This is a genomic window from Cupriavidus sp. TMH.W2 (assembly GCF_050847365.1).
Classification (GTDB): Bacteria; Pseudomonadota; Gammaproteobacteria; order Burkholderiales; family Burkholderiaceae; genus Cupriavidus.
In genome coordinates this window covers 1,696,789-1,719,299 of record NZ_CP193793.1, presented here as the reverse complement: position 1 = coordinate 1,719,299, position 22,511 = coordinate 1,696,789, and the positions used below count along the sequence as shown (strand labels likewise).

10 protein-coding genes are annotated in these 22,511 nt (G+C 70.4%); 1 reads left to right on the top strand and 9 read right to left on the bottom strand.

Annotated elements, in window-relative coordinates:
- Nucleotides 1-4 precede the first annotated feature (4 nt).
- The 9 genes from treY to ACREYQ_RS25240 form a co-directional block, all read right to left on the bottom strand.
- Complete coding sequence (gene treY, locus ACREYQ_RS25280) at nt 5-2,653, bottom strand: malto-oligosyltrehalose synthase (RefSeq protein WP_432262653.1); 2,649 nt, start codon at nt 2,651-2,653, stop codon at nt 5-7.
- On the bottom strand, nt 2,653-4,635 hold the full coding sequence (gene treZ, locus ACREYQ_RS25275; RefSeq protein ID WP_432260725.1) for a malto-oligosyltrehalose trehalohydrolase: 1,983 nt from the start codon (nt 4,633-4,635) through the stop codon (nt 2,653-2,655). The genes treY and treZ overlap by 1 nt, the downstream gene beginning before the upstream one ends.
- A 199-nt stretch (nt 4,636-4,834) precedes the next feature.
- The gene (locus ACREYQ_RS25270; protein ID WP_432260724.1) at nt 4,835-7,402 is read right to left on the bottom strand and encodes a glycogen/starch/alpha-glucan phosphorylase; all 2,568 of its coding nucleotides are present in this window, start codon (nt 7,400-7,402) and stop codon (nt 4,835-4,837) included.
- Between the two features lie 32 nt (nt 7,403-7,434).
- Nucleotides 7,435-9,711 (bottom strand): 4-alpha-glucanotransferase, encoded by a 2,277-nt coding sequence (gene malQ, locus ACREYQ_RS25265; RefSeq protein WP_432260723.1) that lies wholly within the window; start codon nt 9,709-9,711, stop codon nt 7,435-7,437.
- On the bottom strand, nt 9,708-11,942 hold the full coding sequence (gene glgX, locus ACREYQ_RS25260; RefSeq protein ID WP_432260722.1) for a glycogen debranching protein GlgX: 2,235 nt from the start codon (nt 11,940-11,942) through the stop codon (nt 9,708-9,710). The genes malQ and glgX overlap by 4 nt, the downstream gene beginning before the upstream one ends.
- On the bottom strand, nt 11,939-14,179 hold the full coding sequence (glgB, locus tag ACREYQ_RS25255; protein WP_432262652.1) for a 1,4-alpha-glucan branching protein GlgB: 2,241 nt from the start codon (nt 14,177-14,179) through the stop codon (nt 11,939-11,941). Before glgB ends, glgX begins: the two co-directional genes overlap by 4 nt.
- Nucleotides 14,180-14,217: 38 nt before the next feature.
- Nucleotides 14,218-17,577, bottom strand: a complete 3,360-nt coding sequence (gene treS, locus ACREYQ_RS25250) for a maltose alpha-D-glucosyltransferase (RefSeq protein ID WP_432260721.1) — start codon at nt 17,575-17,577, stop codon at nt 14,218-14,220.
- A 21-nt stretch (nt 17,578-17,598) separates the two neighbouring features.
- Nucleotides 17,599-21,018 carry an alpha-1,4-glucan--maltose-1-phosphate maltosyltransferase gene (locus tag ACREYQ_RS25245; protein WP_432260720.1) on the bottom strand — a complete coding sequence of 1,140 codons (3,420 nt, stop codon included), beginning with the start codon at nt 21,016-21,018 and terminating at the stop codon, nt 17,599-17,601.
- Between the two features lie 142 nt (nt 21,019-21,160).
- Nucleotides 21,161-21,328, bottom strand: coding sequence for a hypothetical protein (locus ACREYQ_RS25240; protein ID WP_432260719.1), 168 nt, complete (start codon nt 21,326-21,328; stop codon nt 21,161-21,163).
- A 40-nt stretch (nt 21,329-21,368) separates the two neighbouring features.
- Here ACREYQ_RS25240 and ACREYQ_RS25235 point away from each other — a divergent pair, with 40 nt between their 5' ends.
- Nucleotides 21,369-22,511 (top strand): flavodoxin family protein, encoded by a 1,143-nt coding sequence (locus ACREYQ_RS25235; RefSeq protein WP_432260718.1) that lies wholly within the window; start codon nt 21,369-21,371, stop codon nt 22,509-22,511.

Here is a 22,511-nt window from a genome sequence, read left to right as displayed (position 1 = left end):
GCGATCAGGGCTCGCGCAGCAGCAGTGCCACCGGCAAGCCGCCCAGCACCTCGCGCAGCCGCAGCCGGCCCATGGGCGCGTCGAGCGCATGGCCGGTCAGCGCATCGGTCCAGCGGCTGTGCTGCGGCGCCCCCACGTTCAGTGTGGTGTCGCCCCAGCTTGCGGGCGGAATGCGCGGCACGGTCGGATCTACCCGCGCGGCCGCCAGCCGTGTCACCACCGTGATGGCCTGGCACGCGTGCGCGGTGCGCGCAAAGGCCAGCACCTGGGGCACCAGCGTGCCCTGCGCGGCCAGCATGTCGTAGTGCCCGTCGGCAAAGAGCGCTGGATGCGCGCGGCGCACGGTCAGCACCTGCCGCACCAGCTGCTGCTTGATGCGACCGTCGCGCCAGTGCGCCAGCCAGTGCGCCCAGCCTGCGCTGCAACCCAGGCGCGCCTGCAGCCGCGCATAGTCCGGCTGGCGCCGGTTGTCCGGGTCCACCAGGCTCAGGTCCCAGCCTTCGCAGCCCTGGTACCGGTCGGGGATACCCGGCGCGGTCAGCTGCACCAGCACCTGCGCCAGGCTGTTGACGGCGCCGGCCACGGCAATGTGTTGTGCAAACCGGCCGATCTGCGCCAGCACGCCCTGTGGCCAGGCTGCCGCGATGCCGCGCAGGAAGGCTTCGCAGGCGGCTTCGTATTCCGTGTCGGGGCAGGTCCAGTTGCCGTGGCGCTTGGCTTCGCGGATGGCCTTGTGCTGCCACGCGGACACGCGCGCAAGCAAGGCCTCGAGGGCGCTGGTGTCTGCCAGGTGCCCGATGTCTTCCATCGGCCACGCGCCGGCCAGGGTCTGGTACAGCATCAGCCTGTCGCCAGGGTCCGGCGCCCGCGGCAGCAGGGTGGACAGCAGGGGCGCGCATTCGCGCTCCCATGCGGCCACGGCGCCGGCCCAGGCGCCCGGCACCTCGCTCAGCACGGCCAGGCGCATGCGCGCGTCTTCACCGCGCTTGTGGTCGTGGGTCGCGGTGGCCAGCATGGCATCGGGGCAGGCCAGGCGCCGCGCCGCCATGCGCGCGTGGAACTGCGCGGGCGGCATCGCCAGGCGGTCCGGATCGCTGCCCACCTCGTTGCGCGACAGCAGCCGGCCATAGCGGTAGAACGCGGTATCTTCGCCAGCCTTGGCCGCCAGCGCCGGCATCAGCTGCTGCAGGCGGCGGCGCAGTTCCCCGGTTTCGCTGTCGGGCGGCGCGGCCGTGCGCAGACAGCCGCCGATAAAGGCCAGTGCGACGGCCTCCTCGGGAGCCAGGCCGGCGCGCGCCGCCTGCATGGCCTGGTCCAGCATGGCGTCATCGGCATGGGCCGCGACGGCATCGCGTTCGGCCGGCTGCGCATCGAAGTAGCTGCGGTAGCGCGGCACCGCCGCCATCAGTGCAGCCAGCGCGCGCCGCAGCGCTGCGCCGGTGAGGTCGCGAGTGCCGGGCTCTTGCTCCGCGCAGTCAAGCAGGCAGGCTGCGATGCCTTCGAATTCCGTCACCAGGTGCCGCTCCAGCACCTGCCGCCGCGCGGCCTCGACATGCGCGGCATAGGAGCGTGCATCGCCACTGACGGAGGCCCACAACGCACCCAGTGGCGCCTCGCCGTTGCTGTCGTGCAGCACCGCGCAGACGTCATCCATGAAGTCGTAGCCGGTGGTGCCGTGCACCTGCCAGTCCGGCGCCAGACGCTCGCGCGGGCCCAGGATCTTCTCGACCACCAGCCACGGATGTTCGAGCCGCAACAGCGGCGGGCGCGCGGCGGCGTGGCGGTCCAGTTCGGCGCGCAACCGGCGGCAGTAGCCCGCGGGATCGGCCAGTCCGTCGACATGGTCCACGCGCACGCCGTCGATCCAGCCTTCGCTCAGCAGGCGGAAAACCAGTGCATGGACCGCGTCGAACACCTGCGGGTCTTCCTCGCGCACCCCTATCAGGTCGCTGATTTCGAAGAAACGCCGCCAGTTCAGCGCAGCGGCGGCGGTGCGCCACCAGGCCAGCCGGTAGTGCTGGCGCTCCAGCAGCGCGTGAAGCCGGCCGCGGCCTTCGGCCTGCGTGGTGTCGTACCACGCGGTTTCTGCCTTGGCCTCCACGCTGCCTGGCGCGAGCGGCAGCGAGTGGTCGAAATAGCGCAGGTGGGCGGGGGCATCGCCGCTAGCGGGGACCCAGCGCAGCTCGCCGGCGACCATCGTGTCCCAGTACGACTGGCCCAGGATCGGCAGCAGGACCTTGCCGTGCAGCACCGGATTGCGCGAGGCCCAGTCGATGTCGAAGCACGCGGCAAAGCGGCTGGCGCGGCCATGCGTCAGCACGTCGCGCCACCAGCCGTTGTGGGTGGCGTCGGCCGCCATATGGTTGGGCACGATATCCAGGATCAGGCCGAGGCCGGCGTCGCGGGCGCGCGCGGCCAGCGCCTTCAGACCGGACTCTCCGCCCAGCTCGGCGCGCACGCGGGTGAAGTCCGTGACGTCATAGCCATGAGTGGAGCCCGGCCGCGCGCAGCAGACCGGCGACAGGTACAGGTGGCTGATGCCGAGCGCGGCGTAGTAGCCAACCACGGCCGCAGCATCGCCAAAGGTGAATCCCGGGTGCAGCTGCACCCGGGCCGTGGCGCGCGGCAGGGTTTGCGGCGCGCCGGCAGGCATCATCGGGCGCGGGCCGCGGCGGGCTCGCACACGGTGGCGACGCAGGACCGCGGCGGCAGCATGCCGGCCGACAGGGCGGCCGCCGCGCCGGCGATGCTCTCATGCAGCGCCGTGCTCATGTCGCGGCACGGGCGCGTGCACGGCACGGCTTCGCTGCCCAGGTTCAGCCACAGGCTCAGCGTCATGCCGTCCGTCAGCCGCCAGCGCGCGCACAACGCCGCCGGACCCAGGATATCCACGCCGGCACTCTGGCAGCCGGCCAGCCGGTGCAGCAGCTCGCGGCGCCGCACGCCAAGCAGCTCGCGGTAGTATGGCGTCCAGTCGCCATCGTCATCAAATTCGGGGCGCGAGGCCTCGAAGGTGGCCGGGTCGTTGGGATCGGGGATCGCCGCGGCGCGCGCATCGTCGCGGAACGCGGCGGTGGCGGCGAACTCGCGGCGGCGCCCGTCGCGCACGGCGCGGGCCAGTTCCGGCGGATGGCTGGTGAAGTACAGGAAGGGCCGCTGCGTGCCGGTCTCCTCGCCCATGAACACCAGCGGCACCTGCGGGCACAGCAGCTGGAGTGCCACGGCCGCACGCAGCGCGTCGCGATCCGCCAGGCTGGTCAGCCGCTCGCCCAGCGCGCGGTTGCCGGCCTGGTCATGGTTCTGCAGGAAGCAGACAAAGGCCGTGGGCGGCAGGTGCGCACTGGGCTGGCCGCGGCGCACGTCGTGCCCTGCGGCGGAGCGGAAAGATGACAACTCGCCCTGGTAGGCGAAGCCTTCGCCCAGCACGCGCGCCAGGTGACACAGCGCAGGCTGGCCGCGCCCGGGCGGCCCAGGCGCGTCACCCTCGACATCCGGACAGGAGGCGTAGTCGCGGTAATAGCCGTCTTCCTCACGGGTCAGCAGCACGTGCAGCGCATGGTGGGCGTCATCGTTCCACTGTGCGTCATAGCCCTCGGCCAGCAGGCGGGCATCGTTGTTGTCGTTTTCCAGCACCAGGTGGAGATGGCGGTCGGCGCCGCCGCCCGCGGCCAGCATGGCGCGCAGTTCGCCCGGCAGTGCCGCCAGCCAGCCTTCGTCTTCGATGGCGTGCACGGCATCGAGCCGCAAGCCGTCGAAGCGGAACTGCTCCAGCCAGTAGCGCGCGTTCTCGGTGAAGAAGCGCCGCACCTGCGGCTGGCGGAAATCGATGGCCGGGCCCCACGGAGTCTGCCGGTCGGCGCGGAAGAATGCGCTGGCGTAGCGGTGCACATAGTTGCCTTCCGGCCCGAAGTGGTTGTAGACCACGTCCAGCAGCACCATCATGCCAAGCTGGTGGCCGCGGTCGACCAGGGCGCGCAGTTCGTCCGGCGTGCCATAGCCGGACTCCGGCGCAAACGGCAGCACGCCGTCGTAGCCCCAGTTGCGCGTGCCGGGAAATTCGGCGACCGGCATCAGCTCGACTGCCGTGAAGCCCAGCGCGGCCAGCCGCGGCAGTTGCCGGGCGGCGCCGGCAAAGCCGCCACACAGCCCCACGTGCATTTCATAGATGATCGCTTCGTGCCAGGGGCGCCCGCGCCAGTCCGGGCATGTCCACGCAAAAGCGCCCGCGGCGTCCGGGGCGGGCACGATGCTGGGCCCGTGCACGTCGTCGGCCTGCCAGCGCGACGCCGGGTCCGGCACGGTGGTGCCGTCGTCGAGCCGGAACCAGTAGCGCGCCCCTTCACAGCACGGCGCGATGGCCTCGAACCAGCCGTTGGCCCCGCACGCCATATGCGCCGGACCCAGCCCGGCAACTTCCAGGCGCACGGCCTGCCCCTGTTCGGCCGCGTCCGGTGCCCACAGCCGGAACCGCACGCGCCCGTCGGGCAGCCAGACCGGCCCGAACAGATAGTCCTGCAAATGTTCGTCGTTGGAGGAGAAGGCGGATGCCGAAGGCGCGGCAAAGCAATCGCGCGGGGCCAGGCTGGGCACTGTTGACCTGGCGCCGGGGGCTAGAAGAAATTGGTTGGCGTTCAAATTCGGCTCCTGCCTTCAGGGGTGTCAAGGAGGCGGTGCAAGGCGAGCCGGCCAGACAGCCGGCCCCAATCCGATGCGAACTCCGTGCCCGCGGAACGGCGCATTCGCGGCGCGGCGCGCAAGCCTGCCGCAGGTCGCGCCGCAGGCTTTGTTACATGGGACATTGTAGAAACTACCCTGGGCTTTGCGCCCGTGGCGATCAGCCTGCAGCGAGGCCACGTGCGTCAGGCTGCGCGCGGGCCGCTGATCCCGACTCGGCCTGCCACGGCGTGCCGCTGGCGTGGTGCAGCAGCCGCACCGGCACGGGTTCGACCTTCCAGATGCGCTCGCAATACTCGCGGATCGCCCGGTCCGAGGAAAACCTGCCCGAGCGTGCGCACGACAGCACTGACATGCGCTGCCAGCGCTGCGGATCGGTAAAGGCATCCGATACCAGCTGCTGGCATTCCATGTAAGAGGCAAAATCGGCCATCAGCAGGTAGGGGTCGTGCCCCTGCTGCGGGTTGAACAACGGACGGAACAGCGCCGGGTCGCCGCGCGAGAAGAAGCCTTGCTGGACCAGGTCGATCACCGCGCGCAGCTGCGGGTTGCTGTGGTAGTAGGCCGCGGGGTCATAACCGTTGGCACGCAGCGCATAGACTTCGGGCGCGGTCAGGCCGAACGGGAAGAAGTTGTCGTTGCCCACGGCCTCGCGCAGTTCGATATTGGCGCCGTCCATGGTGCCGATGTTCAGTGCGCCATTCATCGCGAACTTCATGTTGCCGGTGCCGGAAGCCTCCTTGCCCGCCAGCGAGATCTGCTCGGCCAGGTCCGCCGCCGGGTAGATGCGCTGCCCGTAGGTGACATTGAAGTTGGGCAGGAACACCACCTTGAGCCGGTCGCGCACCTGCGGGTCGCGGTTGACCACGTCGGCCACCGAGGTGATGAAGCGGATCATCAGCTTGGCATAGGCATAGCCGGGCGCCGCCTTGCCGCCGAACAGGAAGGTGCGCGGCGGGATCTGCGCGCCCGGGTCGGACTTGATGCGGTGATACAGCGCAATCACATGCAGCACGGCCAAATGCTGGCGCTTGTACTCGTGGATGCGCTTGACCATCACATCGAACATGGACGAAGGGTCCACCACCACGCCAGTGGTGTCGCGGATCAGTTGCGCCAGGTCCGTCTTGTTGGCCAGCCGCGCGGCCTGCCATTGCTCGCGGAAGCCGGCGTCGTCCGCATGGGGTTCCAGCGCGCGCAGTTGCTCCAGGTCCGAGATCCAGCCATCGCCGATCGCGTCCGACACCAGCCGCGTCAGCCGCGGGTTGGACAGCGCCAGCCAGCGCCGCGGCGTCACGCCGTTGGTGATGCTGGTGAATTTCTCCGGCCACATGTCGTAGAAATCCTTGAGCACGTCCTCGCGCATCAGGCGCGAGTGCAGCTCTGCCACGCCGTTGACGGCGTGGCTGCCCACGCACGCCAGGTTGGCCATGCGCACCTGCCGTTCGCCGTTCTCACCGATCAGCGACAGCCGCGCCAGGCGCGATTCGTCGCCGTAGAAGCGGATCCGCACCTCGTCCAGGAAGCGCGCGTTGATCTCCAGGATGATCTCCAGGTGGCGCGGCAGCACCCGGCCAAACAGCGGCAGCGGCCACTGCTCCAGCGCCTCGGGCAGCAGCGTGTGGTTGGTGTAGGCAAAGGCGTTCTGCGTGATCTGCCAGGCCTCGTGCCAGGGCAGGTCGTGTTCGTCGACCAGCAGCCGCATCAGTTCGGCAATGCCCACCGCCGGGTGGGTGTCATTGAGCTGCACCGCGAACTTCTCGTGGAAGCGCGCCACGGGGATGCCGTCGACGGCCAGCAGCCGCAGCATGTCCTGCAGCGAGCAGGCGACGAAGAAGTACTGCTGCTCCAGCCGCAGCTCCTTGCCCTGGCTGGTTTCGTCGTTGGGGTAGAGGACCTTGGTCAGGTTCTCCGAGGTGACCTTCTTGCTGACCGCGCCGAGGTAGTCGCCGCGGTTGAAGGTATGGAAGTCGAACGCCTCGGTGGCATCCGCGCGCCACAGCCTCAGGGTGTTCACGGTATTGACGCGGTAGCCCAGGATCGGTGAATCGAACGGCACGCCCGTCACGGTCTTGGCCGGCACCCAGCGCACGCGGTAGTGGCCGCGGTCGTCGGTGTAGTGCTCGGTGTGCCCGCCCAGGCGCACCTGCACCGCCCATTCCGAGCGCTGGATCTCCCATGGATTGCCGTTGCGCAGCCAGGTATCGGTCTTCTCCACCTGCATGCCGTCCATGATGGTCTGCTGGAAGATGCCGTATTCATAGCGGATGCCATAGCCGAGCGCGGGGATTTCAAGCGTCGCGAGCGAATCCATGAAGCAGGCTGCCAGCCGGCCCAGGCCGCCGTTGCCCAGCCCCGGCTCGACCTCCTGGTCCAGGATGCGGCCGAGATCCAGACCGGCCGCGGCCATGGCCTCGCGCACTTCGTCGAAGATGCCCAGGTTGATCAGGTTGTTGCCCAGGTGCGGACCCATCAGGAACTCGGCGGACAGGTAGGCGACAGTGCGCGAGGGCTGGCCCAGGTAGGCTTCGGCGGTGCTGATCCAGCGCTGCACCAGGCGGTCGCGCACGGTATGCGCGGCCGCCTGGTAGAGGTCGTTCTGGCTGGCATGGCCGGGCAGCTTGCCCTGGGTATGGAACACGTGATCGAGAAAGGCCCGGCGCAGGCTGGCGCCGGACAGCGCAGTGCGGGTGTCGTCGGCAGGTTCGGGGCGGAAGGCTTCCGTCATGGCGGGCTCCTGCGCATGGGGGTGGGTCAAGCTTAGCGGATGGTGCGGTGCGTGCGCGGACGGACCGCGGCGCTGGTCTCGCGCGCGGCACTTTTGGTGCCGCGCACGGCATCGGCCCGTGCGCGTAGCGCCGGGGTATCGAACAGCGCACGCACATCGGCATCGAGCCTGCGTTGCCAGTTGGGATGGACGCTGGTGGTGCCGGGCAGGTTGGGCTGCTCGGTTTCGCCCAGCAGGTCTTCCAGCGGCATCACGCGCATGGCGGCGCGGGCCGTGCCCAGCCACGCCAGCACGGCATCGAGCGGGGCATGGGAGGGGTCGGGCACGGTGCCGCTGCACAGTCCCGCTGCGCACAGCGCCTGCCATAGCGCGTTGCGCTCGCGCGCACGGCCGGCTTGCGCCTGTTCGACGGTTTCGCCGGGCGGCAGCAGGCGCAGCCGGCCGCGCCACGCCAGGTCGCGGCCGGCCCACCAGCCGGTGACTGTGGGGAGGTCGTGCGTCGAGGTGGTGGCGATGGCATCGGGCGGCCAGGCGGCGGGCGGCATGAAGGCCGGCACCGGGTCGGCCGCAGGGTCGGGAACGCGGCGGGATGCCTGCGCGGGATCGGCTTGCGGGCTCTCTTCGCGCTGGAACCACAGCACGTCGATGCCCAGCACGCCATGCGCCGACAGCGCCGCATTCAGCTCCGGCGGCACTGTGCCCAGGTTCTCGCCGATGATGATGGCGCGGTGCCGCCATGACTCCAGCGCCACCAGCCGCAACAGGTCCTGCAGCGGATAGCGCAGGTAGGCGCCGTCGCTCGCCGGGGCACCGGCCGGCACCAGCCACATGCGCGCCAGGCCCAGCACATGGTCGATGCGCAGCCCGCCGGCATGGGCCAGGTTGGCGCGCAGCATTTCCAGGAAGGCGGCGTAGCCGTGGCGGCGCAACCCGCGCGGCGAGAACACCGCCACGCCCCAGTCCTGCCCGAGCGGGTTGTACAGGTCCGGCGGCGCGCCGGCATGGAAGCCTGCCAGGATTTCCTGTTGCCGCGTCCAGGCCTGGCTGCCGCCAGGGTCGGCGCCCACCGCCAGATCGCAGACGATGCCGACCGCCATGCCCGCATCGCACGCCGCGCGCTGCGCGCGTGCCATGCCGTCGGCGGCGATCCATTGCAGAAAGGCGTGGCAGGCAACCTCGTCCGCATGGGCCTGTGCAAAGGCCGCCACGGCGGCGTCGCCGGGCGAGCGCAGCGTGACCGGCCAGCAGCGCCAGTCAGGCGCGGCGTTGTGATTTTTGCCGTTTGCGCTGTCGGCCAGCCGCTGCGCCTGGATCGCCTCGTAGCAGGCATGTGCGTGCAGCGCGGTGCCGCCGCGCGCGCGAAAGGCGGCGCAGTCAGCGAGCGCCGCGCGCGCCAGCAGCGTCTCGCGGCGCTCCCAGAGCCAGCGCAGGATGGCGTAGCGCAGCGGCGCCAGCGCGATCCAGTCGATCTCGCTGCGCGCTTCCAGCGCGGCCAGGGCCTCGCCAGCGCCCAGGGCGGCGATGGCCGCGTCCACCGAGGCCTGCCCGAACCGCGCGGCGGGGTCGGCATAGAGCGGATTCAGGAACAGCCGGCTGGACGGCGCATACGGGCTGTAGCGCTCGGGCAGCGCGGCAAAGCCGGCGTGCAGCGGGTTGATGGCCACGGCATCGGCGCGGGCGCCGGCTGCGCTGATGCAGCACTGCGCCAGCGCGCTCAGATCGCCCATGCCGCAAGGCGCGCCGCGGCGCAGGCTGTACAGCTGCACCGCCAGCCCCCAGGGCCGGGACGGCTCGCCCGCGCGGCCGGCGTGGCGCAGCGCATCGGCGACGCCGTAGCAGCGCGGCGGCGCGATTGCCAGCACGGTGTGCGCATCGCCCAGCTCCAGGCGGTGGTAGCCGCAAACGTCGATGGCCGGCAGCAGCATGGCGCCGTCGCGCGCGCGCGCGCTGTCATCGTGGCCGCGCACCGCGGTGCCGGTGACGATGGCGCCGTCCTCCAGCGTCAGCCGGTAGGCGCGCCGCGGCAGCGTATGCGGCCACGGCACCGCCACCGGCTGGCCACGCTCGGCGGTGACCAGCGGCGGCAGCGCGTGCGCGGCGTCATCGGCGATGAGCCATGCGCGCGACGCCTCGCACTGGCCAGTGGTGGCGCAAGGCAGGCCCAGGCCGTCCAGCACGCGCCGCAGCGCTGCATCCGAGACCGTCTGGGGCTGGTTCCAGGCATCCGTCCACTGCGGCAGCAGGCCAGCGCGCAGCGCCAGCGCATGCAGCGGCGCGGGTGCGGCGTGGCGGGTGGCGCGCGGGCTCACGCCTGTGTCTCCTGCGGTGCGCCCAGCGGCGGGCTTTCCTGGGGCGCACTATGGCGGCTGCGCGCCTGCGCCGCCAGCAGCACCAGCGAGTGGCCCGCCACCGGCTGGCTGGTGGCGACCGCTTCGCCCGCAAGCTCGGCCTCGGTGGCGTCGGGCCGGCTGCTGTCGAACAGCAGCGTCCAGGCGAGCGCGGGCTCGGGCAGCTGGAAGCATGCTTCGGCGTCGCCGGCATTGAGCAGCAGCAGGGTTACCTGCACGGCGTCGGCATCACACTCTTCCTCTTGCGCCAGCGAGCCCAGCTGCGCGCGCTCCGGCTGGGGCGGCGCGGCCGCGCGGCGCAGCGCGAGCGTGCGGATCTCCGGGTCGGTCCATTCCTCCGGGGTGGGCGGCTTGCCGTCGGTATCGAACCAGGCAATGTCGGCAATGCCATGCGCCGGTTCCTCGCGCCCGTGCGCAAAGCGGTCGCCGGCGAGGGCATGCATCCGCCGGCGCAGGGCCAGCAGGCGGCGCACCATGTGCTGCAGCGGTTGCGCGCCGGGCGTCTGGGCCTGCTTCCAGTCCAGCCACGAGATCTCGTTGTCCTGGCAGTAGGCGTTGTTGTTGCCGTGCTGGCCGCGGCCCCACTCGTCGCCGGCGGTCAGCATCGGCGTGCCCTGCGACAGCAGCAGCGTGGCCATCAGCGCCTGCGCCACGCGCTGGCGCCGCATCAGGATATCCGGGTCGTCGGTAGGACCTTCCACGCTGCCGTCCGGGCTCCAGTTGGCGCTGGCGTTATCGTCGGTGCCGTCGCGGTTGTCTTCGCCGTTGGCCTCATTGTGCTTGCTGCTGTAGCTGACCAGGTCCGCCAGGGTGAAGCCATCGTGCGCGGTGATGAAGTTGATGCTGGCCCACGGGCGGCGGCGGCGGCGGTCGAACAGGTCGGCCGACGCCGCCAGCCGCGCCGCCAGCTCGCCGCGGTGGCCGGCATCGCCGCGCCAGAAGCGGCGGGTCACGTCGCGGAACTTGTCGTTCCACTCGGCAAAGCCGGGCGGGTGGTTGCCCAGCTGGTAGCCGCCGGGACCCAGGTCCCACGGCTCGGAGATCAGCTTGACGCGGCTCAGCACCGGGTCCTGCATCAGCGCATCGAAAAAGCCCGCGCCCGCGTCGAAGCCATTGCCCTCGCGCCCCAGCGTGCTGCCCAGGTCGAAGCGGAAGCCGTCGACGTGGCAGCACTGCACCCAGTAGCGCAGCGAGTCCAGCACCATCTGCAGCACGCGCGGATGCGCCAGGTTGAGGGTGTTGCCGCAGCCGGTGTCGTTGATGTAGTGGCGCTCGTCGCCCGGCATCAGCCGGTAGTAGCTGGCGTTGTCCAGCCCGCGCCAGGACACCGTCGGTCCCAGTTCGTTGCCTTCGCAGGTGTGGTTGTAGACCACGTCCAGGATGACCTCGATGCCGGCTGCGTGCAGGCGCCGCAGCGCCACCTTGCACTCCTGCAGCTGGCCGGTGCCGAGATAGGCCGGCTCCGGTGCGAAGTACGCCAGGGTGTTGTAGCCCCAGTAGTTGCGCAGGCCGCGTTCGAGCAGGAAGCGGTCCTGCAGGATGGCGTGCACCGGCAGCAGTTCGACGGTGGTCACCCCGAGTTGCAAGAGGTGGTCGATGAAGCGCGGATCGCACAGTGCGGCGAAGGTGCCGCGCAGGTTGGGCAGCAGGTCGCCGCGCAGCATCGACAGGCCGCGCAGGTGCGCTTCGTAGATGACGGTGGCGGGCCACGGCACCGCCGGCGGGCGGTCGTCGCCCCAATGGAAGCTTTCGTCCACCACCACCGCCTTGGGCATGGTCGGGGCGCTGTCGCGGCGGTCCGGCGTGAGATCGCCGCGCGCGCTTTGCAGGCGGTAGCCGAACAGCGCATCCGACCAGCGCACCGGTCCGCTCAGCTGCCGCGCATACGGGTCCAGCAGCAGCTTGTGCGGGTTGAAGCGGTGGCCGTGCGCGGGATCGTAGGGACCGTGCGCGCGGTAGCCGTACAGCGTGCCTAGCGCGGCGTTCGGCAGATAGCCGTGCCAGATCTCGTCGGTGCATTCCGGCAGCGGCAGGCGCGCCAGCTCCTTGCGGCCGTTTTCGGAGAACAGGCACAGGTCGATGCGCGGGGCGTGGGCGGAGAACACCGCGAAATTGACCCCCAGGCCGTCCCAGTGGGCACCCAGGGGATAGGGCTTGCCGGGCAGCAGCCGGTCGGCAAACTGGCGGGTCATGTCGATGCGCCCTGGGTACCGCTGGTCTGATCGAAGCGCAGCACCAGCGTGGCCAGCGGCGGCAGCGTCAGCGCGAGCGAAGCCGGCTGGCCGTGCGAGGGCACATCCACTGCCGCCACTGCGCCGCCGTTGCCGGCGTTGCTGCCGCCATACACGGCCGCATCGGTATTCAGGCATTCCTGCCAGGTGCCGGCAAATGGCACCCCGAGGCGGTAGTTGTAGCGCGGCAGCGGGGTCATGTTGACCACCACCAGCACCACCTCGCGGCTGTCGGGGCCGGCGCGGCGCAGCCATGCGAACACGCTGTTGTGGTTGTCGTCGCCCACCACCCAGTGGAAGCCCTCGGGGCTGTGGTCCAGCGCATGCAGCGCGGGCAGTTCGCGGTAGAGGCGGTTCAGGTCGCGCACCAGCGTATGCACGCCGCGGTGCATGGGCTGGTCCAGCAGCGGCCAGTCGAGCTCGGCATCGTGGTTCCATTCCTGCCACTGCGCCAGCTCGCCGCCCATGAACAGCAGCTTCTTGCCCGGGTGCGTCCACATGAAGCCGTAGTAAGCGCGCAGGCCGGCAAAGCGCTGCCAGTCGTCGCCCGGCACCTTGCCGATCATCGAGCCCTTGCCGTGCACCACCTCGTCGTGCGACAGCGGCAGCACGAAGGCCTCGGACCAGGCATAGACCAGGCCGAAGGTCATGTCCTGGTGATGCCAGGCACGGTGGACGGGCTCATGGCCCAGGTAACGCAGCGTATCGTGCATCCACCCCATATTCCATTTGAAGTCGAAGCCGAGCCCGCCGCTGGCGACGCTGGCGGTCACGCCGGGCCATGCGGTGGACTCCTCGGCGATGGTCAGCGCACCGGGGCAGCGCGCATGGACCACGGCGTTGAGCTCGCGCAGGAAGTCCACGGCTTCGAGGTTCTCGCGGCCGCCGAAGCGGTTTGGCACCCACTGGCCCGGCTGGCGGCTGTAGTCGCGGTAGAGCATGGAAGCCACGGCGTCGACGCGCAGGCCGTCGGCGTGGAAGTGCTCCAGCCAGTGCAGCGCGCCGGCCAGCAGGAAGCCGCGCACCTCGTTGCGGCCGAGGTTGTAGATCAGCGTGTTCCAGTCCTGGTGCAAGCCTTCGCGCGGGTCCTTGTGCTCGTACAGCGCGGTGCCGTCGAAGCGCGCCAGCCCGTGCGGATCGGTGGGGAAGTGCGCGGGCACCCAGTCCAGGATCACGCCGATGCCGGCCTGGTGGCAGCGGTCGATAAACGCGGCGAAGGCTTGCGGCGGCCCCAGGCGCGCGGTGGGCGCATACAGCGACAGCGGCTGGTAGCCCCAGGAGCCGCCGAACGGGTGCTCGGTGACGGGCAGCAGCTCGATATGGGTGAAGCCAAGCTCTTGCACATACGGCACCAGCCGGTCGGCCAGGATTTCCCAGCCGTGTTGCGGGTCATTGGCGGCGCGCAGCCAGGACAGCACATGGACTTCGTAGACGGACATCGGCGCGCTGTAGGGGTCGGCGGCTTCGCGGCGCGCCATCCAGGCGGCGTCGTGCCAGGTAAACGGCGGCGCGCCTTGCCCCGGCCCGGCGACGACCGATGCGGTGGCGGGCGGCGCTTCGGTGGCCTGCGCCAGCGGGTCGGCCTTGTCGGGCAGATCGGTGCCGTGCGGGTCGAGCAGGTCGTATTTGTAGCGGCTGCCCGGCTGCGCGCCCAGTGCGGCAGGGACGAACAGTTCCCAGATGCCGCTGGGATGGCGCAGCCGCATCGGGTGCCGCGCCGGATGCCAGCCGTTGAAGTCCGCGATCACCGAGACGCGCCGCGCGTTCGGTGCCCACACCGCAAAGCGCACGCCGTCGATGCCGTCCACGCGCTGCCATTGCGCGCCGAGGCAGGCGCCCAGCTCGAAGTGGCGGCCCTCGGCGATCAGGTGCAGGTCCAGTTCGCCCAGCAGCAGGCCGAAGGCATAGGGATCGGCGCTGCATTGCTCGGTGCCATCGGACCATTGCACGCGCAGCCGGTAGCCGGCCGCATCGGCTTTCTGCGCGCGCTGCAGGCGTGCGGCGAAGACGCCGCCGCCATGCAGCCGTTCCATGTCCGCCAGCGGTGATCCGCTGGCATCGGCCAGCTGCACTGATGCCGCTCCCGGCAGGCAGACGCGCACCAACGTGCTGTCGCCATCAGGATGCGGGCCCAGTACTGCAAACGGGTCGTGGTGGCGTGCGCCAAGCAGGGCGTCGAGTTCGTGTTCCGGCAGCATCCCGGCCTGCCTGTCACCGCTGGTGTTGGCCGGGGGGATCACGGCTGGTCTCCCGGCATGGCCAGCTTGCGCAGCAGGCGGGCCAGCCCGCTGACTGGCAGGTCGATCCATGCCACGCGGTTGGCGGCTTCGTACTCGACCTCATAAGCCGCGCGCTCCAGCAGGAACAGGTCGAGCAGGGGCTGCAGCTGGTCGGGCGCCACCCACGGCGCGGGCGAGGCTTCCATGTGCTGGCGGTAGCAATTCAGGAAGGCTTCGCTGGCGGTGGCGCGGAATTGCTCCAGCAGCACCGCGCGGCGTTCGGCCAGTTGCGGCGGCAGTTCGCTGTGGGTGCGTTCCTGGCGGTCGGTGCCGACCGTGGCCGCGGCATAGTCCAGCGAGCGCAGCAGCCCCGCCACATCGCGCAGCGGCGAGGTCTTGCGGCGGCGCCAGTCGAGCGGCAGGCCGGGCTCGCCCTCGAAGTCGACCAGGTAGGTGTCGTTCTGCGCGATCAGCACCTGGCCCAGGTGGAAGTCGCCGTGAATGCGCGTCTGCAGGCTGCCGGGCGCGGCGGCGGCAAGCTGTTCTACCAGTGCCGGCAGCGCGTCGCGCGCGGCCAGCAGGGTCTGCACGTCGGCCTCGAAGGCCTGGCGCACCGGCCCGGGCACCGTGGCGGGCGGAGGCTGCAGCCGGTTCAGCGCGCGCTGCAGCGCGTCCAGGGCTTGCCCGGCCCACGCGCGCGCATCGCCATCGGTGGCGGGCAGCGGCGCGAAGGCGTCGTCGCCGGTGGGGCGCGCCAGCACCGCATGCAGCTCGGCCAGCCGGCGGCCGAGCGTGCCGGCCAGCGCGGCGTAGCCGTTCATGGCCTCGCCAAACTCGTCCTCGCCTTCCTGCGAGGGCAGGGCGTCGTCGATGGTGCGGCCCAGGTAGTCCAGGGTCCAGTCCCAGCCATTGCCCTGGTTCAGGATATAGCCCTGCAGCAGCATCATCGTATGCGGCACGCGATCCGGCCCGGTGCGCACCACTTCGCCCAGCAGCGGGGCTGCGTGCGCATAGCCCTGCGCGGTCAGGTAGCGCGTCATTTCGGCCTCGGGGTGGATGCCGCCCGAGAGCCGGCGCACCAGCTTGAGCACGGCCGTGCTGTTGTACGAGAGGGAACTGTTGGACTGCTCGGCCGACATATACTCGATCGGGTCGCGCTCCAGGTCGAGCGCGGCCAGACCGGGTTCGGGGCGGAAGCGGATGACGTCGTCGCCGGCCTGCATCTGCACGTCGTCGTGCAGCGCGCGCACCACCTCGCGCGCAAACGGCTCGACCACGAAGCCATCGGTGGCCAGCCCCAAGCGGCTGCCCTGGCGCACGCGCGCCATCGACAGACCCTGCGCCAGTTGCGACACGCCGTCGGCGCTTTCGCGGTCCCACAGGATGCCCAGCGGCAACTGGTAGCGTTCGGTGCGCCCGGGCAGGGACACCTCGACCTCGCCCAGGTAGATATCCTCGCCGCCGCTGCCGCGCGCAAAAGGCAGCAGGTAGGTCAGCGCGACGCGCTCGATGCGCTCATGCTTGGCGCCGAACCAGCGGCGCCGGCCGATATAGTGCGGCAGCACTTCGCTGGCCATGAGGCGGCGCGAGGCGTCGGTCAGCTCGGGCCGGCCCGTGTTCTGCATCACAAGCGTGATCTGGTCTGGCATTTGCTCTGGTGCCTCCACATGCCATGAGGGCGGCTGCGCCTCGTCGCTCAGCACGAACCAGTAGAAGCCATAGGGCGGCAGCGTCAGCAGGTAGGTCAGCGTGCCGATCGCCGGGAACGGCGTGGCGCCCATCATCTCTACCGGCACGCGGCCGTTGAAGGCGGACAGGTCCAGCTCCACCGCCTGCGGCGCGCGCGACAGGTTGGCCACGCACAGGATGTGCTCGCCCTCGAACTCGCGCAGGTAGGCCAGGATCTTGCGGTTGCCGGGAAACAGGAAGCGCAGCGTGCCGCGGCCGAAGGCGCGGTGCTTGCGCCGCAGCGCCAGCATGCGCCGCATCCAGTTCAGCAGCGAATGCGGGTCGCGCGCCTGCGCCTCCACGTTGACCGCCTCGTAGCCGTACAGCGGCCCTTGCAGCGGCGGCAGCACCAGGCGCTCGGGGTCGGCCTGCGAGAAGCCGCCGTTGCGGTCAGGCGACCACTGCATCGGTGTGCGCACGCCGTCGCGGTCGCCCAGGTGGATGTTGTCGCCCATGCCGATCTCGTCGCCGTAGTAGATCACCGGCGTGCCCGGCATCGAAAACAGCAGGCTGTTCATCAGCTCGATGCGGCGGCGGTCGCGCTCCATCAAGGGGGCCAGCCGGCGCCGGATGCCCAGGTTGATGCGCGCGCGCCGGTCCGAGGCATAGACTTCCCACAGGTAGTCGCGCTCGCTGCCGGTCACCATCTCCAGCGTCAGTTCATCATGGTTGCGCAGGAAGATGGCCCACTGGCAGTTGGGCGGCACCTCAGGGGTCTGGCGCATGATGTCGGTGATCGGGAAGCGGTCTTCGCGCGCGATCGCCATGTACATGCGCGGCATCAGCGGGAAGTGGAAGGCCATGTGGCATTCATCGCCCTCCGGCTCGGGCCCGGTCAGGCCGAAGTACTGCTGGGCGTCTTCTGGCCACATATTGGCTTCGGCCAGCAGCATGCGGCCGCGGAAGTGCTGGTCCAGGTGCGCGCGGATATGGCGGATGACGGCGTGGGTCTCCGGCAGGTTCTCGTTGCTGGTGCCTTCGCGCTCCACCAGGTACGGCACCGCGTCCAGGCGCAGCCCGTCGATGCCCATGTCAAGCCAGAAGCGCATCACCGACAGCACAGCGTTGAGCACCTGCGGATTGTCGAAGTTCAGGTCCGGCTGGTGCGAATAGAAGCGGTGCCAGAAATAGGCGCCCGCCACCGGGTCCCAGCTCCAGTTGGACTTCTCGGTATCGCAGAAGATGATGCGCGTGCCGGCATAGGCCTGGTCATGGTCGGACCACACATAATAGCGGCGCGCGGCGGAGCCTGGCCTGGCCTGGCGCGCGCGCTGGAACCATGGGTGCTGGTCAGAGGTGTGGTTGATGACCAGCTCGGTAATGACGCGCAGCCCCCGCGCATGGGCGGCGGCGACGAAGCGCCGCGCCTCGGCCAGCGTGCCGTAGTCGGGGTGGACATTGCGGTAGTCGGCGATGTCATAGCCGTCGTCGCGGCGCGGCGACGGATAGAACGGCAGCAGCCAGACGGTGTCCACGCCCAGGTTGACCAGGTAGTCGAGCTTGGCCTGCAGCCCGGCGAAGTCGCCCACGCCGTCGCCGTTGGCGTCGTAGAAGGACTTGATGTGGAGCTGGTAGATGACCGCGTCCTTGTACCAGAGCGGATCGGCGTTGAGCAGGGCGGCATTGCCGGTTTCGGTAAGGCGTCTCATCCGTGTCTCCACGCATGCCTGTCAGGCGCCGTGCGGGTCGGTCGAAGCCGGCGCCACGGGTGGGCGGCGGGCGGGACGTTCCAGCGGGCGCACATGCCAGACCGCGAAAGGCAGTTGCGCCGGGTCGAGCCGGATGCGCTGGTGCTTGCCGCGCAGCTCGAAGCGCTGGCCGCGCATCAGGTCCTGCACCGCCAGGCCGGCCTGGTCGGGCAGGCCCCATTCCCATAGCGGAATTTCGATATCGCTGTCGTGTGCCGTGCGCGGATCCAGGTTGATCGCCGCCAGCAGCACATCGTCGCCGAACAGGTAGTCAGTGCCCGGCACGAAGCGCGCGAACCACAGCACCGCATCGCTGCCGGCGTGGTAGAAGCGCAGGCCGAGGTGATTCTGCAATGCGGGGTGCCCGGCGCGGATCTCGTTCAGGCGCGAGATTTCCGCGACGATATTGCCCGGCTGCCGCCAGTCGCGCACGCGCAGCTGGTATTTCTCGGAGTCCAGGTATTCTTCGCGCACCTTGCCATCCAGCACGAAGGGCGCGCTCTCGCACAGCTCGAAGCCGCTGTACATGCCCCAAAGCCCCGACAGCAGCGTCGCCAGCGCCGCGCGGATCAGGAAGGCGGGACGGCCGCCGTGGTGCAGGAAGTAGGGGTTGATGTCGGGCGTGTTGACGAAGAAATGCGGCCGGAAGACGTCGCGCAGCGGGCTCTGGGTGAGCTCGGTCATGTACTCCGTCAGCTCCCACTTGGTGTGGCGCCACGTGAAGTAGGTGTATGACTGGCTGAAGCCCAGCTTGGCCAGCCGCGCCATCATCTTGGGCCGGGTGAAGGCCTCGGCCAGGAAGATGGTGTCGGGGTGGTGCGCGCGCACGTCGGCGATCATCCATTCCCAGAACGGCAGCGGCTTGGTATGCGGGTTGTCCACGCGGAAGATGCGCACGCCGTGGCCGGCCCAGAACATCACCACGTCGCGCAGCGCCTGCCACAACGCGGCGCCGGCCGGTGGCGCCGCGTAGAAGTCGACGTTGACGATGTCCTCGTATTTCTTGGGCGGGTTCTCGGCATAGCGCAGCGAGCCGTCGGGCCGGTGCGCGAACCACTCCGGGTGGTCCTTCAGCCACGGATGGTCGGGCGAGCACTGGATCGCGAAGTCCAGCGCCAGCTCCAGGCCGTTGGCGGCGGCCGCGTCGATCAGGCGGCGGAAATCCTCGAAAGTGCCCAGCTCGGGGTGCAAGGCATCGTGGCCGCCTTCTTCGCCGCCGATGGCATAGGGGCTGCCCGGGTCGCCGGGCTCGCTGCGCAAGCTGTTGTTGCGGCCCTTGCGATGGGTGCGGCCGATCGGGTGGATCGGCGTGAGGTAAAGCACATCGAAGCCCATCGCGCGGATCGCGGGCAGCCGCGCAATGACATCGTCAAAAGTGCCGTGACGCCGCGCGTCGTTACTCTGCGAGCGCGGGAACAGTTCATACCAGCTGGCATAGCGCGCGGCCAGGCGGTCAGCCTCGACGGGCATGGTCACCGGATGGCGCGAAGCAAACGGGCGTCCTGCCGGCGTCTGCATCACCGCGTGCATCGCCGCCGCGGTGCGCTCGGACAGCAGCAGTTCGAGGCGGCGCGCGTCATCGCCGGCCGCGGCGGTGAGTTGGTCGACGATGGCGGACAGCTTGCTGTCCGCGGGGGCCTCTTGATTGTCCTTCTGGCCATTCCCCTTGCCATTGCCCGTCCGGCCGGACTGGAGCAGCGCGTCCGCCACCAGCCGCGCGCCTTCTTCGGTTTCAAGCGCCACATCGAGTCCTGCCGCGCGCTTCTTGCCGACCTCGTCGAGCCAGCTGGCGAAGGCGTCGCGCCAGGCCTCGACCGTGAATTCATGCCGGCCCAGCGCCACCAGCGGGAAGCTGCCTTGCCAGCGGTCGTTGATCAATGCCTGCATCGGCGCTTCATGCCAGCCGGTCTCGCCCGGCGCGCGCCAAAGCACGGCTGCGGCGAGCTTGTCATGGCCATCCATCCAGATGTCGGCGCTGACGGTCACGCGCTCGCCCACCACGCGCCGCACCGCGAAGCGGCCTTCGTCGCAGGAGGGCTCGACCCGCTCGATGGCGATGCGCGGGGCCTCCGTCGCGACCATCGCACTGGCGAGGCCGGTCACGGCCAGGGTCTCATGGCCATGCGGCGCGCGCGCGTCGGGGCGGGGCATGCCGGGCCGGCGCAGCGGCACCGGGGGCACTTCATACAGGCGGATATCCGCGGGCGCCAGCGTGATGCTGTCAAGCGCGTCAAGCCGGCTGGCGCCGTCTATCGTGCCGCCGGGGCCGCCTGCCGCGGGTTCAAGGCGGGCGCTGGCGTGCGGCAAGGCGCTCAGCACGCGGTCGGCGCCAAGGCTGCCAGGTGCGATCGGATCGGGGTTGAGCACCACGGCCAGCGCCGGGCCGCCGTCAGGCACGGCGGGGTCGTCCCTCTGGACCGTCGCATTGGGCAACGCGCAGTCGTGGTCTGGCGCGGGCAAACGCGCCAGCACGGTCAGCGGCGCATCGGGGCCGCTCAGCAGCCGCACGGCAAGGGCCGGCGCCGGATCGCGCGCGGCCAGCCAGGTGTTGGCTTCCAGCAGTTCATGGGTGATGTCGTAGGGGGCGCCGTCTTGCGCGGCGCCGTCAGGGGCCAGAGGATCGCGCGCGAGCGCGCCGCCGGTCTCGAAGCCCGCCGGCACCAGGATGCCGTCGCCGATGGCCGCAGCCGTCCACAGCGCGCGCCGCGCGCTGAGCGCGTCATGACTGGACGGCGTTAATGCCGGCGCCGCCAGGACCCGGCCAAAGCGGCGCAGTCGCGCCATCTCCTCGGTCAGCCAGGCACTGCGGTAGTCCCACCACGGCAGCGAGCAGAAAGCGCCGTCGAAGCCCGCCGGCGCCAGATCGTCCAACTGCGCCGGCGTCAGGCCCGGCGTCCAGGCAAGAAAGCGCGGCCTGCCGGGGGCCTGGGCCGGCACGGCATCGCTGCGCAGGGTTTCCAGCAGCGCGGTCCAGCACCTGCCGGGCACGCGTGCCGGCGCGCGGCAGCAGAACCCCGCGGCGCCCGCCGCCCAGGCCATGCGCAGCCGCGCCGCCCACCACTGCCCCAGCGCTTCGGCAATATGGTGGTCGTGCCAGCGCAGGCGCGTGCCGGGGATATGGTTGTCGGTCTCGTGGGGGGCAAAGGCCGGCGACGCGGTGTCGATCCAGGCGGCGTCCGGCAGGTTGTCAGTCCCGGCGGCACCGTCGGCCAGATAGCGGTCCAGCGAAATATCGAGCAGCGGCGCCAGCCCATGCCGGGCGCAGGCCGCAAGCGTGTGTTCCCCAGGCAGGTGCGGCCAGCCGCCGATCAGCACGTGGTCGAAGCCCAGGGCCGCCACGCGCTGCAGTGCGTGCTGATCGGCATCGGGCGCTCCGGTCAGGTCGATCTGGCAGATCCGCACAAAGTCCTCCCGGTGTTTCGCTCCGGCGGAGCAACAAAATCCCGAACCGGCGCCTCGCGGCCAGCCGGCGGGATGGCACCTCCATGCGAAGTGCGTGCCAGCGCGCCCGGCCCGGCGCCGTTACGCGCCGAGCCGAGGCGCCTCAAGGGATTACGCCGCTGCCCGCCATGTGCGCGATGCGGAACTGCTTGTAAAAACTACCTGCGCGCGCCGTGCCGATGGAAAGAACGCCCGGGGGGCGGCCTCGCTGCGCGCGTTTGCCACGACTGGCGGCAAGCGGGACCAGCCGCGCCCGGGCGATGGCGCTCATCTTGCATCTCTGCCGCACCACCACCCGTACGGAGACCGCCATGCCAGAGCACCCGCGCAAGCCACCCCGGCCGTTGCAGGATGCCCCGCGCGCGCCGCGCCACCCCGGCAACCCGGACGATGTGCGCAAGGGGCAGGTGACCGGCCCGCTGCCGCGCGATGCCTTCCGCGAGCGCTTTCTCGCGCGCTTCACGGACCCTGCGTACCGGCAGGAGGACGAGGCCCTGGACCGCCTCGAGCGCATCGCCTGGGACGCCTACCAGGAAGGCCGCAAGGCGCCGCAGACGCATAAGGCGGGGCCTGGCTATGCAGACCCTGATTACGACCTTTCGGATGAATGGCGCGCCGCCAGCGAGGCCGTGCGGATCGCACAGCAGCGCCAGGCCGATCCCGCCACGCCGTCGCGCGTGCTGCTGGTGTGTGGCGCGGCCCGCAACGACTACACCTGCCCGGGCGAGATGTCGAAATCCTGGCGACTGGCCGGTCGCGCGCGGGAACGCCTGGAGGCGGATGGCGTCGAGGTCGACCTGCTCGACCTGAGCCACCTCACCTCGGACGCGGACCTGCACATCCATCCGTGCAAGGCGTGCGTGTCGACGGCCATGCCGCTGTGCCACTGGCCATGCAGCTGCTATCCCAACCATGCGCTGGGCCAGGTCAACGACTGGATGAACGAGATCTATCCGCGCTGGGCCGCTTGCCATGGCGTGCTGATCGTCACGCCGGTGTACTGGTACCAGGCCGCCAGCCCGCTGAAGCTGATGATGGACCGGCTGGTGTGTGCCGACGGCGGCAATCCCGATCCCACCAGCACGCACGGCAAGGACGTGGTGCGCGCCAAGACGATCGAGCTGGCGGGCTGGGACTATCCCAAGCACCTGTCCGGGCGCGCTTACGGCCTGGTGGTGCACGGCGACGTGGCCGGCATCGAGGGCGTGCGCCGCGCGCTGTCCGACTGGCTGGACTGGATGGGGCTGATCGAGGCGGGCCCGCAGGCGCGGCTGGACCGCTATATCGGCTACTACGAACCCTATGCCACCAGCCACGCCACGCTGGACAAGGATACTGGCATGCAAGGCGAGGTCGACAACGTGGCGCGCGCGCTGGCCTGCGCGGTGCGGCTGCTGCGCGCGGGAGAGTTGCGCGCGCCCGGCCAGGGCCTGGTGCCCCCGCGGCAGAAGTAG